The sequence below is a fragment of the Ferrovibrio sp. GW821-FHT12B10 genome (genome assembly GCF_058807515.1).
The window spans coordinates 102,604-115,578 of the sequence record NZ_JBXAQT010000002.1; the positions used below are offsets into that span (position 1 = coordinate 102,604).

Sequence of the window (12,975 nt, forward strand, 5' to 3'; positions counted from 1 at the left end):
CGGCGCCCTTCTTCATTTCAGTACAAAAAAACGCGAGCCCCCATGACCTATCGCATTGCCATTGCCGGCTTCCAGCACGAGACCAACACCTTCGCGCCCGAGAAGGCGACCTTGAACAAGTTCATCGAGGGCGAGGGCTGGCCGCCGCTGACCGAGGGCAAGGCGATCTTCGAGGTCTTCGAGCCGATGAACATTCCGATCGGCGGTTTCATCCATGCGGCCAAGCCCAAGACGTGGACACTGCACCCGATCGTCTGGGCTGCCGCCCAACCAAGCTCCTATGTCACCACCGAGGCCTTTGAGTTCGTGGCCAAGAAAATCCTCGACGGCGTCGCCGCGCTGAAAGGCCAGATCGACGCGGTCTATCTCGACCTGCATGGCGCCATGGTCACGGAAGCCCATGAGGACGGCGAGGGCGAGCTGCTGCGCCGCCTGCGTGCACTCGTTGGCCCGGATATGCCCATCGGCGTCAGCCTCGACCTGCATGTCAACATCACGCCCGAGATGGTGCAGCTTGCCGATGTGCTGATCGCCTATCGCACCTATCCACATCTCGACATGGCGGTGACCGGCGCCCGCGTTGCCCGCCACCTGGAAAAGCTGCTGAGCGGCGAGCGCAAGACACAGGCGAAAGCCTTCCGGCAACTGCCGTTCCTGATTCCGCTCACCGCGCAATGCACCTTCATCGAACCCTGCAAGAGCCTCTACGATACGCTGTCCGACATGGAGCGCGGCGCGGTCTCGTCGCTCAGCTTTGCGCCGGGCTTCCATCCGGCCGACATCCACCATTGCGGCCCGACTGTCGTGGCCTATGCCGACAGCCAGGCCGAGGCCGACAAGGCCGCCGATACGCTGACCCGCCTGATCACCGAACGCGAGGCCGAGTTCAAGCTCAACCTGCTGACGCCCGACGAGGCCATCGAGGAGGCGCGACGGCAGATCCAGGCCGGCGCGCGCAAATCCATCGTGCTGGCCGACGTGCAGGACAATGCCGGCACGGGTGCGACATCTGACACCACCGGCCTGCTGGAGGCGCTGATCCGCCAGCAGGTGCCGGACGCCACGCTGGGCCTGCTCTATGACCCCGAGACCGCCAAGATCGCGCATCAGGCGGGCGAGAATGCCGAGATCGAGATCGCGGTCGGCGGCAAGCGCTTCGATGGTTCGAAACCCTATCGCAACCGCTTCAAGGTGGCCGGCCTGGGCAACGGCAAGTTCCTTTGCACCGGACCGTTTTACAAAGGCACGAAAATGGCACTCGGCCCGATGGCGCGGCTCACGTGTAATGGCGTCGACCTCATCATCAATTCGGTGCGCGTGCAGGCCGCCGACAAGGAGATGTACCGCCACTTGAATATCGAGCCGGGCCAGCGCCAGATCGTGGGCGTGAAAAGCACCGTGCATTTCCGCGGCGACTTCACCGATATCGCCCATGACATCCTGAACGTGGAAAGCCCCGGCGCCTTCGTCGAGCGGGCCGAGACCCTGCCATACAAGCGCCTGCGCAAGGGCATCCGGCTCAGCCCGAAAGGGCGGGCGCATGCGGGATAGGGCTTCGCCCCTGATCGTCATACCCGCGTAAGCGGGTATCCCATTCTTGGCCTGAACAATGGAATCCTGGCGCCAGGCCGGTATGACGGAAACCGCTTATCCGTTCTTATCCGGCTCTTACCCGGCGCTATCGGACCCTTATCCGGCGGTAGCCGGGGCTTATCTGCGCTTAGTCCTTAATCCTTTGGCTTCCTTTGCCTTCGTTTTCGTTCGTTCCGGTTCGTTTGCGTTCGTTTCAGTTCGTTTGGCTTCGTTCGGGTTCGTTGCGGTTCGTTAGCGCCCGCTGGAGCCCGCTGGCACCCGTTACGGCCCGCTGCGGCCCGTTACAGCCCGGTGCGGTCCGGCCGCATTCCTGTGTATGCAGGGCAGGCAGCCGATATGAGAACATGTAGGGAACTATAGGCGAAGTTCAAGCGGTAAAAAGGCTTGGATCCCCGGGACAAGCCCGGGGATGACAATAGGGGTAGAGACCGCCCTCTCGTGTCATGGCCGGGCTTGTCCCGGTCATCCACGTCTTCCTTTGCCAACAGACGGAACGCCGTTCCCGCGCTATCATCGGTGCCATAAGAAAAGCGTCCGAGGAAAGCGCGTCATGACGGAAGCCGTCACCCCAAAAGCGGCCCCCTATGTGAAGGCGGCCGAGATCTTCACAACTGATGAGCTGCGCGCGCTCAGCCAGCGTTCCGACCTGATCGGCGTCCTGCTGGTGCTGCATGCCTGGGCGCTGATCTTCGGCAGCATGGCGGTCTTCGTCGCCTTTCCCAATCCGCTGACCTTCCTCGCGGCCGTGGTGGTGATCGGCGGGCGGCAGCTCGGGCTGGCCATCCTGATGCACGATGCGGCGCACGGCCTGCTGTTCAGGACGCGGCGCTGGAACGAGTTCGCCGGGCAGTGGCTCTGCGCCTGGCCGGTGGTGACCGACCTCAATCTCTACCGGCCGTATCACCTCAAGCATCATCGCCATACCCAGCAGGCCGATGACCCCGACCTGGTGCTCTCGGCGCCATTCCCGATCAGCCGCGAGAGTCTCAAGCGCAAGGTCTGGCGCGACATCACCGGGCGCACGGCTTATACGCGGCGCAAGGAGCAGGTGATGCTCACCTGGGGCAACAACGAAAAGGCGCTGTCGTGGCGTGAACGCTGGGCGCGGCTGAGCCAAGGCGGGCTGGTCGGCGGCGTGGCGGCGAACCTCATGCTGTTCGCGCTGCTGACGGCGGCTGGGTACTGGTGGCTCTATCTGGCGCTGTGGTTGCTGCCGCTCGCCACCTGGTACCAGCTCATCAGCCGCATCCGCAACATCGCCGAACATGCCGTGGTGCCCGACAATGACGATTGCTTACGCAACACGCGCACCACCCATGCCGGCTGGCTGCTGCGCCTCAGCCTCGCGCCTTACTGGGTGAACTACCATCTGGAGCATCATCTGGCGCTGAGCGTGCCGTGCTGGAAATTGCCGGCGGCGCACCGGATGCTGGTGGCGAAGGGACTGCGTGACCGGATGGAAGTGCGCGATAGTTATGCCGAAGTGCTGAAGCTGGCGGCGTCAGCGACGGTCGATGGACCGAAGGGTGGAGTGGGTGGGGCGAGAACGGCGCATATATAATCAGTGCGTGTCGGATTTCCCAGAGCAGCAGTAGCACGGCATCAGGTGCTGCCGCCGGTATTCGAGTGGGCCCTGGCGTCTCTCATTGAAAAGGATGGATATTATGGTGGCTGCGGATTGCGAGTTGTGCCGACCCGAACGCGTCGTGATTGAGGGCTCGCTTGCGTATGTTCGTCACGACAATAACAGCCTGAGCCCCGGGCATGTCCTGGTCATCCCACGCCGACACGTCGCGGATTATTTTGACATGACCGCCGAGGAGAAGGCCGAGATACAATCACTTCTTGATCGCGCGCAAAGCCAGATTGAGGCGGACCATTCGCCGGATGGCTACAACATCGGTGTCAATATCGGGCGCGCCGCCGGACAAAACAGAATGCACGTACACGTGCATTTGATCCCACGATATGCTGGCGATGTTGTTGATCCGAGCGGCGGCATACGATGCGTTCTTTCAAAGAAATAAGGCGTGGCGCTGTAACGGCGTCAGCGACAGCGGATGGGCCGAAGGCGGAGCAGATGCGGGCCTCGGTCGCCTGCGGCGGCAGGTCCTTGTTGCAGAATTCGCAGTTCGGTCGCAGCTGCAGCGCCATGGCAATCTCCGGTCAGGAACAACGGTCAGGGGTAGGCGTCGCTCCAGGCGTTCAGCGCAACGATGACCTGGACCAGCGCCCGGCCTTTGTCGGTCAGGATATAGGCGTTGCGGCGGCTGTCGCCGGAAACCGGCAGGGCCTGCAGGATGCCCTGCTGCGTCAGGCTGCGCAGGCGAAGGGACAGCAGGGCGCGCGGGATTCTCAGGCTGGACTGGAATTCGTTGAAGTGCCGCAGGCCGCGATGGGCCTCGCGAATGATCAGCAGCGACCATTTCTGGCCGACCAGTTCCAGCGCGCGGGTGAGCGGGCAGGCCGCCGGGGCCTGGCTATGCAGAGCCTGGATACGGGCATGTGACGGCGATGCGGGCATCGGATGCTGATGCTCCAGCGTGCGAAAGTGGCCCGGAGTGCAGGGGTCTGCGCTCCGGGCCTGTCGCATCCCACCGCCTCCCCGCAACGGAAGTCGGCAGGCTGCGGCGATTTATTCCGGCACGGCGATGCCGGAGCCGCCGAGCTCGGCCGGGAAGTCCTTGAGCTTGGGCAGCCCGTCCTTCATCGGCAGCACGGTCTCGGCGTAGTTCACATGCACGCCGGGCTGGAACGTCACGCTGGGCAAAGTGGCGGCATAGACATCGGTGAGGCCGAAGCCGGGATGGCCGGTCATCACATGGCCGCCGCAGACGGTGCAGAACTGGCGATCGCTCTTCTCGGTCTTGTTGAAGCGAGCAAGATGTTCCTTGCCCTTGGTGACCTTCACCGACTCAGGCTTCCACAAGGTGAAGGCATTCACCGGCCCGGCCGACCAGGAGCGGCAGGATTCGCAATGGCAGTAGCCCATGGCCTCCGGTGCGCCGGTGGCTTCGATTTCGACGGCGCCGCAGAAGCAGTGGCCGGTATGTTTGTCGGTCATGATGATGTCACTCAACAACAGAGGGTGGTGTTGCGGGGAGGAAAGTCAGGTCTTGGCGGCCTTGGCCTTGGCTTGGGCTTTGGTTGGGGCCTTGGCTTGGGCCTCGATGGTCGCGAGCACGGCCTCGAAGGCGCCGAGCACCACGGCCTTGCGATCGAGCGCCCAGCCGACAAAGCTGCCGCCTTCCAGCGTGCTGAGGATCAGCAGCGCCACCTGCGGCACGGCGATATCGGGGGTCAGCGCGCCGGCGGTGCGGCCGTCATCCAGCACGCGGCGCAGCCAGTCGAGATGGACCTCGAAGAAATCATGGATATGCGGATGCATGACCACCGGCAGGGCCGAGCGCTCGGCCGCCAGCGCGCCGCAATAGGGCAGCATGCCCTGCTCGAAGCCGGCGAGGAAAAGCTGGGCATAGGCGCGCAGGCGCGGGCCGGCCTTGGCATGCTGCTCCAGGATGCCGGCCAGCTCGGCGCGGAAGCGCACCATGTATTCCTCGGTCAGGGTGACGACGAGGGCTTCCTTGCTGGGGAAGTAGTAATGGATGCTGGCCTTGGTGATGCTCAGGCGCTCGGCCAGGTCGGCATAGGAGAATGCGGCATAGCCCCGGGTGCGGATCAGGGTTTCCGCCTCGGTGAGAATCAGCTGCCGCGTATGCGAGGTCATGGATTTGTACTTACCAATTGGTAGGTAAGTTTGTCGATCCATACTGGGGTCACTTCGGTGTGAGCCGGGATTGTTCCATGTTTATATGGATTTAATGCGAAAACGGCGCCGGAATGACCCGGCGCCGCCCGCACTCTGCTCTGCTGCTACTGCCGTCTAGGTATGGCAGCCCGGCGGTTTGGCTAGTCCCGATCCAGCCACAGATGATGGCCCGCGCATGATGTCGCGAACCGACAGATGCCGGCCTGCGCTGGACAGGGCGTCGTCGCCAGGGGCTCGCGCATCTTGCAGCGTATGCGGTGTGCGAGCTGTTCATACTGCGGTATTCGATCCGCAGCCTGAGCGTGTCGATAAACTTGCTGCAGTGGTTGAGCGGTATGAGTAGCATTGAGTCGATATCGATGCGCGTGCCGGTTCAATTCTATATCTGACCCGGCCTTGCAACCGCAGGATTCCATGCCGACCATCGCCATCGATCAGGACACCTTCACCAGCATGCTGGCGCGCGTCGCGCATGCGCATGACGCGATCACGCTCGGCCATGCCACCCGGATGGTCACGCTGGTCAGGCTGCTGGGGCAGGCGCTGGATCTCGATCCGACGGAGATCGAGACGCTCGGCCTGGGCGCGCTGCTGCATGATGTCGGCAAGAACGCCGTGCCGGATGCAATCCTGCACAAGCCGGGCCGGCTGGACGACAGCGAGCGCCAGATCGTCGCCCGCCACACCGCCAGCGGCCACGACCTGCTGCGCAGTTGCCGCCATCCGGCGCTCGACATGGCCGCCGCGGTGGCGCTGTATCATCACGAATGCTTCGACGGTAGCGGCTATCCGCAAGGCTTGGTGGGCCAAGCCATTCCGCATCACGCCCGCGTGGTGGCGATTGCCGATGTCTATGACGCGCTGCGCTCCGAGCGGCCCTACAAGGCCGGCTTCAGTCATGCAGAGACCATCGCCATCATCACGCAGGGCGACGGCCGCACCAGGCCGCAGCAATACGATCCCGACGGATTGCAGGCGCTGCACCGCCAGGACCACGCGATCCAGACGCTGTACCGCGAGGCGCAGCGCGCCGGCATGAGCGTTGGCACGCAAACGGCGCCGGAGTGACCCGGCGCCGCTGACGTACTCTGCTGCTGCGACTGACTTAGGACTTGGCCAGCGGGCAATTGCCGGCGGCCATCGGGCGGAAGGCATCCTTGGCCGGGATGGTGCGGACCAGCTTGTAATAGTCCCACGGGCCCTTCGACTCCTCGGGCTTCTTCACCTGGAAGAACAGCATGTCATGCACGGCGCGGCCGTCGGTGCGGATGTTGCCCTTGCCGAACAGCGCGTCGTCAATCGGGATCTCGCGCATTTTCTTGGCCACGATGGCGCCATCGGTGCTGTTGGCGGCCTTCACGGCTTTCAGATAATGCAGCGTGCCGGAATAGACGCCGGCCTGGTTGCCGGTCGGCCGGTTGCCGTTCATCTTCGCCGCGAAACGATCGGCAAACGCCCGCGTGCCGGGGTTGAGGTCCCAGTAGAAGGCCTCGGTCATATACAGGCCCTGCGCATTCTTCAGGCCCAGCGCATGCACGTCGGTGAGCTGCATCAGCAAGGCGGCCAGGCGCTGCTCGCTGCCGGCGATGCCGAACTCGGCCGCCTGCTTCACGGAGTTGATGGTGTCGCCCACCGCATTGGCCAGGCCGATCACCTGCGCCTTGCTGGCCTGCGCGCGCAGCAGCGGCGAGGAGAAGTCGTTGCCGTTGGGCGGATGCTTCACGCTGCCCAGCACCTGGCCGCCGGTCGCCGTGATCACACCGGTGGCGTCAGATTCCAGCGCATGGCCGAAGGCATAGTCGGCGGTGACGAAATACCAGGTCTTGCCGCCGCCCTCGGTGAGCGCGCGCGCCGTGCCGTTGGCCAGCGCGTAGGTGTCATAGGTCCAGTGGATGGTGTTGGCCGAGCATTTCTCGCCGGTGAGCACCGTCGTGCCGGGGCCAGAGGCGATGAACATGGTTTTTGAATCGCGGGTGACTTCGGCGACAGCCAACGCCACCGAGGAGAAGGGCACGTCGAGGATGGCGTTGATACCGTCCTGGTCGACCCATTTGCGTGCCGCGGCCGAACCGATATCGGGTTTGTTCTGGTGATCGGAGAAGATCACCTCGATCTGGTAGCCCGGCAGTTCTTTCGCGAAGTCCTCGACAGCCAGCCTGGCCGCGACCACCGAACCCATGCCGGTGGAATCAGAAGCAAAGCTGCTCATGTCGGTCAGCACGCCGAGCTTGATCTTTTTCTCTTGAGCGACGGCAGGCAGGGCGAGGGCGGTGCCGAGCAGCGCCGCCGCGAATGCAATCTTTTTCATGTTTCCTCCGGTTGGTCTTCTTGTGATTGATTCTGTATGCGGTGTCTATTTCTTGATGGCGCGCATCTCCTGCAGCACGGTTTCGGCCACGTCCTGGCGCACCTGCTTGCGCTGCACCAGCGTCGCCGCGACGGCCGCCACCTCGTCGCCGATGGCGCCGGCGGCGATCGCCACATTCTGCGCATGCAGCGCCATATGGCCGCTCTGGATGCCGACGGTGGCCAGCGCCTTCAGCGCGCTGAAATTCTGCGCCAGGCCGACGGCGGCGATGATGCGGGCGAGTTCGGCGGCGGATTTCACGCCGAGGATTTTCAGGCAGGCCTGGGCGGTGGGATGAATCTTGGTGGCGCCGCCGACCAGCCCGACCGGCATCGGCAGTTCGAGCGTGCCACTGAGGCTGCCGTCGTTGTCCATCTCCCAGGTGGTGAGGCTGCCGTAATGGCCGCCGCGTGCGGCATAGGCATGCGCCCCGGCCTCCACCGCGCGGGTGTCGTTGCCGGTGGCCAGCACCACGGCCGAGACGCCGTTCATGATGCCCTTGTTGTGCGTCGCCGCCCGATACGGATCGGCGGCTGCGAACCTGTAGGCGCTCAGCATGCCGTCGCGCACAGCGGCGCCGCCGATGGCGTCGAGCGTCCAGGTGGCGCGGGCGCGTGCCAGCCGGCGGTCGGCCAGGTTGGACAGGATGCGCAGGTAGACCTTGCCGCGGCCCCAGGTCTCGATGGAGGGCGCGAGCTTTTCAGCCATGGTGTTGACGGTGTTGGCGCCCATGGCGTCGCGGGTATCGACGATCAGATGGGTGATCACCATGGCGCCGCCTTCGGCCGGCACGACGCGCACTTCGAGGTCGCGGAAGCCGCCGCCGAGCCGCACCAGCACCGGATCGCAGTCGTTGCAGGTATCGGCGATCTCGGCCTTGCGCTCCAGGATGCGGATGCGCGCGCCTTCCGGGTCGGCGACATTGACGAGCTGGATCTGCGCGATCATCTCGGTGCCCGACACGGACGTGACAAAGCCGCCGGTGTCGTAGCATTGCCGTGCCGCGTTGCAGACGGCGGCGACGACGGAGGATTCTTCCGTCGCCATCGGGATCAGCACGTCGCGGCCATCGACCTTCATGTTGGTGGCGACGCCGACCGGGATGCTGATGCTGGCGACCACATTCTCGATCATGTGGTCGGCGATATGCGGATCGAGGGCAGGGCTGCGCAGGTGCGCGGTGGTGGCGGCGTCTAGCCCGGCGATGTCCTGCACCACTTTCAGCCGGCCGGCCGGATCGAGCTTGTGGAAGCCGCTGACGCGCGAAGACTTGCCGTTGATCTGGCCGCTCATGGGTAATCCCGTTCTCTGGTTTCCATCCCGCCGGCGCGCGTTTGCTTGACTCGTCACCGGTACAGTTTGCAAACTGTACCAAGACGGCGATGCACAACAAGGGACGGTTTGGCGGTTTCCCGCCGGGCCTGTCCCAGCGAAAAGAGCGGGACAGTTCAACGTGAAAACTGCGGCGCGCCGGATCACCAGGGTGGATGCCATCGTCGAGCGGCTGTCGCGGATGGTGGCTGAGGGCCTGATCAAGCCGGGCGAGCGCATCGCATCGATCCGCAAGGCCGCCATCGACCACAACGTCTCCAAGAACACCATGGCCGAGGCCTATGACCGCCTGGTGGCCCTGGGCCAACTGGAAGCGCGGCTGGGATCTGGCTATGTGGTCAGCGCCGCCGCAGGCGCCATGCCGCCCAGGCCGCCAGCCCATGTGGCCGAGGCGCTCGACATCGTGTCGCTGCTGCGCGAGCAACTCGATCAGCATTACGAGGTGCGGCCGGGCGACGGGCGGCCGCCGCCATCCTGGATGGAAGGCTCCGAGCTTGGCGCGCAGTTCGAGAGCATGCGGCTGCCGCGCGGCGTCGGCGTCGAATACGGCTATGGCAGCTCGCGCGGCTTCTTGCCGCTGCGCGAGCGGCTGTGCCTGTCGCTGGCCGAGCGGGCCATCGCCACGGTGCCGGAGCAGATCCTGCTCACCCATGGCGCCAACCATGCGCTCGACTTGATCATGCGGCATTTCCTCGAACCGGGCGATACCGTCTTTGTCGACGATCCTGGCTACTATCCGCTGTTCGGCAAGTTGCGCTTAAGCCGCGCCAAGGTCATCGGCATCCGCCGCAATGCCGATGGCCCCGACATGGCCGACCTGACAGCGAAGCTGGCCGAGCATGCGCCGAAACTTTTCTTCACGCAGTCGCTGGCGCATAACCCGACCGGTGGCGGGTTGTCATTGCCGGTGGCTTACGCGCTGCTGCAGACCGCCGAGCGCCATGGCTTTCATATCGTTGAAGACGATCCCTTCGCCGATATCCTGCCGGCCAACAGCCCACGACTGGCGGCGTTAGACCAGCTCAACCGCGTGCTCTATGTCGGCACCTTCTCCAAGACGCTGTCGGCGAGTTTGCGCGTCGGTTTCGTCGCGGCCAGCGCGGCGCTGATCGAAGTGCTGGCCGATATCAAGCTGGTGACGGTGGCTGCCTCGTCGGCGCATGCCGAACGCTTTGTCTACGGGCTGATCAGTGGCGGGCATTACCTGCGGCATCTGCGCCGCCTGCGCGGCCGCGTCCAGGAGGCAACCGAGAAGACGCTCGAGGATCTGGCGCGCATCGGGCTGTCGCCGGCAGCCTCCACCGGCGGCGGATTCTACCTGTGGACCGAATTCCCCCCGCATGTGGACGAGCTGGCGCTGTGTCGTGCGGCGGCGACGCAGAGCATCTTCCTCGCGCCGGGCGCGGTCTTCAGGCCAGACCGCATAGCGCATGCGCCGGCGATGCGGCTGAACGTCGCGCATGCAAGCCATCCGCGCTTTCTGGCTTTCCTGAAAAAATCCCTAAAGTCCTGAATCAGTGGCGCTGCAGTGTTGAACCTGCAGAAGGCTGTCCTATGTGAGACAGACGCAAAAATCCGTTCGAGGGAAGGGGCTTGTCATGGCCACGCTTAACCAGGATCCAACGGCGCGTTTTCCGGGCATGAAAGAGCCTGGCCCCGATCATCCGATGACGATCACACCTTTCAAGGGCCGCGTGCGCGTTACCGTCAACGGTAAGGTAGTGGCCGACAGCAGGGCGACGTTGAAGCTGCAGGAAGCCAGTTATGCGCCGGTCTATTACGTGCCGCGCGATGATGCCGACTGGGGCGCCTTTCACCCGAGCGAGACGCAGACACATTGCCCATACAAAGGCCAGGCTTCGTATTTCACGCTTGATGCCGATGGCAGGCAGGTGCCCGATGCGACTTGGTCTTACGAGACCCCGTATCCAGCCGCAGCCAAGATTGCCGGTTACCTGGCTTTCTATCCTGATCGCGTCGACCGCATCGACGTCATACCGGACTGACGCGCCAACCTTCGGCCGTCCTTCACCCCTGACTCTCTCCCATGCAAGGAGTCCGTCACCGATGAAGCTATATATCGCCCCCACATCGCCCTTCGCCCGCAAGGTGCGGGTCGTCGTCCGCCAACTTGGCCTGCTGTCGCGCGTGCAGGAGGTCACCGTCGATCCCTGGAGCAGCACCACACTGCGTCAGATCAATCCACTGTCGAAAGTGCCGGCACTGCATCTGGATGATAGCAGCGTGCTGATGGAATCCGGTGTGATCTGCGACTATCTCGATCACGAGGCGCAGGCGCTCGGCCGCAAGGACGTGCCGCTGTTTCCACGCGAGGGCAAGGCGCGCTGGACCGCGCTGCGCCGGCAGGCGGTGGCCGATGGCCTGTGCGCTGCGGCCGCGCGGCTCTATGCCGATGAGCAGCGGCCGGCGGGTGAACGCTCGCCGGCGGTGATGCAGCGCCAGCGCCAGGCCATTGCCGCAGCGCTCACCCATCTGCAGGCCGAGGCCTCCTGGCTCGATCCGAAACTGGGCGATATCGGCGCGATCTCGGTGGCCTGTGCACTGGCCTATTTCGGCTTCCGCTGGCCCGAGAGCACCGGCTGGCGCTCGGCGCATGCCTCGCTGGCCGCCTGGTTCGATGCCGTCGGCACTCTGGAGGTGATGCGCGAGACCGGCTATCACCAGCCCGATGCCGACATCCATCCATTCCGGCGCGAGTTGCGCGTGGGCTATTAAGACCGGATGTTGAAGATCGCGGCGATCTTGGTCTTCAACTGGTCGACCGAGAAGGGCTTGACGATATAGCCGTCGACGCGATGCGTGCGCGCCGCCTTCACCAGCTCGATATCACCATGACCGGTCAGCATCAGGAAGGGAATGGCAGGCCGCACGTTGCGCGACAGGCGCAGCAGATCGATGCCGGTCATCTGCGGCATGTCCCAGTCTGAAATGATCAGGTCGAGCGACTGGGTGCTGTCGACGATCTTCATCGCCTCCAGGCCATTGGGCACTGTAGTGATGGTCTTCACGCCAATACGGTTGAGGCAGGAGACGGCAAGCTGCCGTGTGAAGGATTCATCTTCGGCCAGCAGGACCGAGAGATCTTCGAATTTCACGACTGGTGTCCTGTCGTGCGACATAGGATCAGGCCGCGATCTGGCAGGTGACCGGCGTGTGGTCGGACGCCTTTTCGCGGCCACGCGGCTCGGGATCGATCTCGCAGGCTTCCAGCCGGTCGGCCAGCTGGGGCGACAGCAGGAAGTGATCGATGCGCAGGCCGTTGTTCTTCGGCCAGGCACCGGCCTGGTAATCCCAGAAGCTGTACTCGATGGTACCCGGATGCAGGGCGCGCCAGGCTTCGGTCAGGCCAAGATTGGTCAGGCGGCGCCAAGCGCGGCGGCTGTCGGTATAGCAGAGCGCGTCCTCGGCCCAGCCGGCCGGATCGTACACATCGGCATCGGCGGGACAGATATTGTAATCGCCGGCCATCAGGAATGGCCTGTCGCTATTGAGCAGTTCGGCGGCGCGACGGGCGAGGCGGTCCATCCAGCGCAGCTTGTAATCGTATTTCTCGCCCGGGCGCGGATTGCCGTTGGGCAGGTAAAGGCCGCAGATCGTTACGCCGGCGATATCAGCCTCGATGTAGCGCGCCTGTTCGTCGGCATCATCGCCATTATCTGTTTTGTAGATTGGCAAGCGCGTGCGCACGGCGTCAGGTTTCGCCAGGCTGAGCAGCGCGACGCCGTTATAGCTTTTCTGGCCATGGGTATGGACGTGATAGCCCAGCGCCTCGAATTCCATGCGCGGGAAATCCGGGTCCTGGCATTTGATTTCCTGGAACAGCAGGACGTCGGGCTTGTTGGCCGTCGTCCAGGCGACCACGTTGGGCAGCCGGGCCTTGATCGAATTGACGTTCCAGGTGGTGATTCTCATG

General features: G+C 64.1%; 14 protein-coding genes and 1 pseudogene. 7 read left to right on the forward strand and 8 right to left on the reverse strand.

Annotation, left to right across the window (positions count from 1 at the left end):
• The first annotated feature begins 42 nt into the window (after positions 1 to 42).
• The 3 genes from AC1RRT_RS18120 (at position 43) to AC1RRT_RS18130 (ending at position 3,620) form a co-directional block, all read left to right on the forward strand.
• Entirely contained in the window at positions 43 to 1,551 is a 1,509-nt protein-coding gene (locus AC1RRT_RS18120; protein ID WP_493015288.1) for a M81 family metallopeptidase, read from the forward strand.
• Positions 1,552 to 2,143: 592 nt separating this feature from the next.
• Positions 2,144 to 3,154, forward strand: coding sequence for a fatty acid desaturase family protein (locus AC1RRT_RS18125; RefSeq protein ID WP_493015289.1), 1,011 nt, complete (start codon positions 2,144 to 2,146; stop codon positions 3,152 to 3,154).
• A gap of 103 nt (positions 3,155 to 3,257) precedes the next feature.
• Entirely contained in the window at positions 3,258 to 3,620 is a 363-nt protein-coding gene (locus AC1RRT_RS18130) for an HIT family protein (protein ID WP_493015290.1), read from the forward strand.
• Between the two features lie 58 nt (positions 3,621 to 3,678).
• On the opposite strand, the pseudogene AC1RRT_RS18135 reads toward AC1RRT_RS18130, so the two are convergent.
• The 4 genes and pseudogenes from AC1RRT_RS18135 to AC1RRT_RS18150 all read right to left on the reverse strand — a co-directional run.
• Positions 3,679 to 3,747 (reverse strand): annotated as a pseudogene (locus AC1RRT_RS18135) (DUF1272 domain-containing protein); the annotation flags it as partial.
• A 25-nt stretch (positions 3,748 to 3,772) separates the two neighbouring features.
• Positions 3,773 to 4,117: a winged helix-turn-helix transcriptional regulator gene (locus tag AC1RRT_RS18140; RefSeq protein WP_493015291.1), complete on the reverse strand. Its 345-nt coding sequence runs from the start codon at positions 4,115 to 4,117 to the stop codon at positions 3,773 to 3,775.
• Between the two features lie 111 nt (positions 4,118 to 4,228).
• A complete protein-coding gene (locus AC1RRT_RS18145; protein WP_493015292.1) occupies positions 4,229 to 4,657 on the reverse strand; it encodes a GFA family protein in 429 nt (142 codons plus the stop codon).
• 45 nt (positions 4,658 to 4,702) lie between these two features.
• On the reverse strand, positions 4,703 to 5,320 hold the full coding sequence (locus AC1RRT_RS18150; protein WP_493015293.1) for a TetR/AcrR family transcriptional regulator: 618 nt from the start codon (positions 5,318 to 5,320) through the stop codon (positions 4,703 to 4,705).
• A 456-nt stretch (positions 5,321 to 5,776) separates the two neighbouring features.
• Here AC1RRT_RS18150 and AC1RRT_RS18155 point away from each other — a divergent pair, with 456 nt between their 5' ends.
• Positions 5,777 to 6,430 carry an HD-GYP domain-containing protein gene (locus tag AC1RRT_RS18155; protein WP_493015294.1) on the forward strand — a complete coding sequence of 218 codons (654 nt, stop codon included), beginning with the start codon at positions 5,777 to 5,779 and terminating at the stop codon, positions 6,428 to 6,430.
• A 37-nt stretch (positions 6,431 to 6,467) separates the two neighbouring features.
• Here the strand turns inward: AC1RRT_RS18155 and AC1RRT_RS18160 are convergent, their stop codons facing one another.
• Positions 6,468 to 7,670, reverse strand: a complete 1,203-nt coding sequence (locus tag AC1RRT_RS18160) for an ABC transporter substrate-binding protein (protein WP_493015295.1) — start codon at positions 7,668 to 7,670, stop codon at positions 6,468 to 6,470.
• A gap of 45 nt (positions 7,671 to 7,715) precedes the next feature.
• Positions 7,716 to 9,002 carry a hydroxymethylglutaryl-CoA reductase, degradative gene (locus AC1RRT_RS18165; protein ID WP_493015296.1) on the reverse strand — a complete coding sequence of 429 codons (1,287 nt, stop codon included), beginning with the start codon at positions 9,000 to 9,002 and terminating at the stop codon, positions 7,716 to 7,718.
• A 160-nt stretch (positions 9,003 to 9,162) separates the two neighbouring features.
• On the opposite strand from AC1RRT_RS18165, the gene AC1RRT_RS18170 reads away from it, so the two are divergent.
• The 3 genes from AC1RRT_RS18170 to AC1RRT_RS18180 all read left to right on the forward strand — a co-directional run bounded on the left by AC1RRT_RS18170 (position 9,163) and on the right by AC1RRT_RS18180 (position 11,777).
• A complete protein-coding gene (locus AC1RRT_RS18170) occupies positions 9,163 to 10,554 on the forward strand; it encodes an aminotransferase-like domain-containing protein (RefSeq protein ID WP_493015297.1) in 1,392 nt (463 codons plus the stop codon).
• A gap of 85 nt (positions 10,555 to 10,639) precedes the next feature.
• A complete protein-coding gene (locus AC1RRT_RS18175; RefSeq protein ID WP_493015298.1) occupies positions 10,640 to 11,047 on the forward strand; it encodes a DUF427 domain-containing protein in 408 nt (135 codons plus the stop codon).
• Positions 11,048 to 11,108: 61 nt separating this feature from the next.
• Complete coding sequence (locus AC1RRT_RS18180) at positions 11,109 to 11,777, forward strand: glutathione S-transferase family protein (protein WP_493015300.1); 669 nt, start codon at positions 11,109 to 11,111, stop codon at positions 11,775 to 11,777.
• Here the strand turns inward: AC1RRT_RS18180 and AC1RRT_RS18185 are convergent.
• On the reverse strand, positions 11,774 to 12,157 hold the full coding sequence (locus AC1RRT_RS18185; protein ID WP_493015301.1) for a response regulator: 384 nt from the start codon (positions 12,155 to 12,157) through the stop codon (positions 11,774 to 11,776). The genes AC1RRT_RS18180 and AC1RRT_RS18185 overlap by 4 nt on opposite strands.
• A 28-nt stretch (positions 12,158 to 12,185) precedes the next feature.
• The gene (gene xth / locus AC1RRT_RS18190; protein ID WP_493015302.1) at positions 12,186 to 12,974 is read right to left on the reverse strand and encodes an exodeoxyribonuclease III; all 789 of its coding nucleotides are present in this window, start codon (positions 12,972 to 12,974) and stop codon (positions 12,186 to 12,188) included.
• Between the last annotated feature and the right edge of the window lies 1 nt (position 12,975).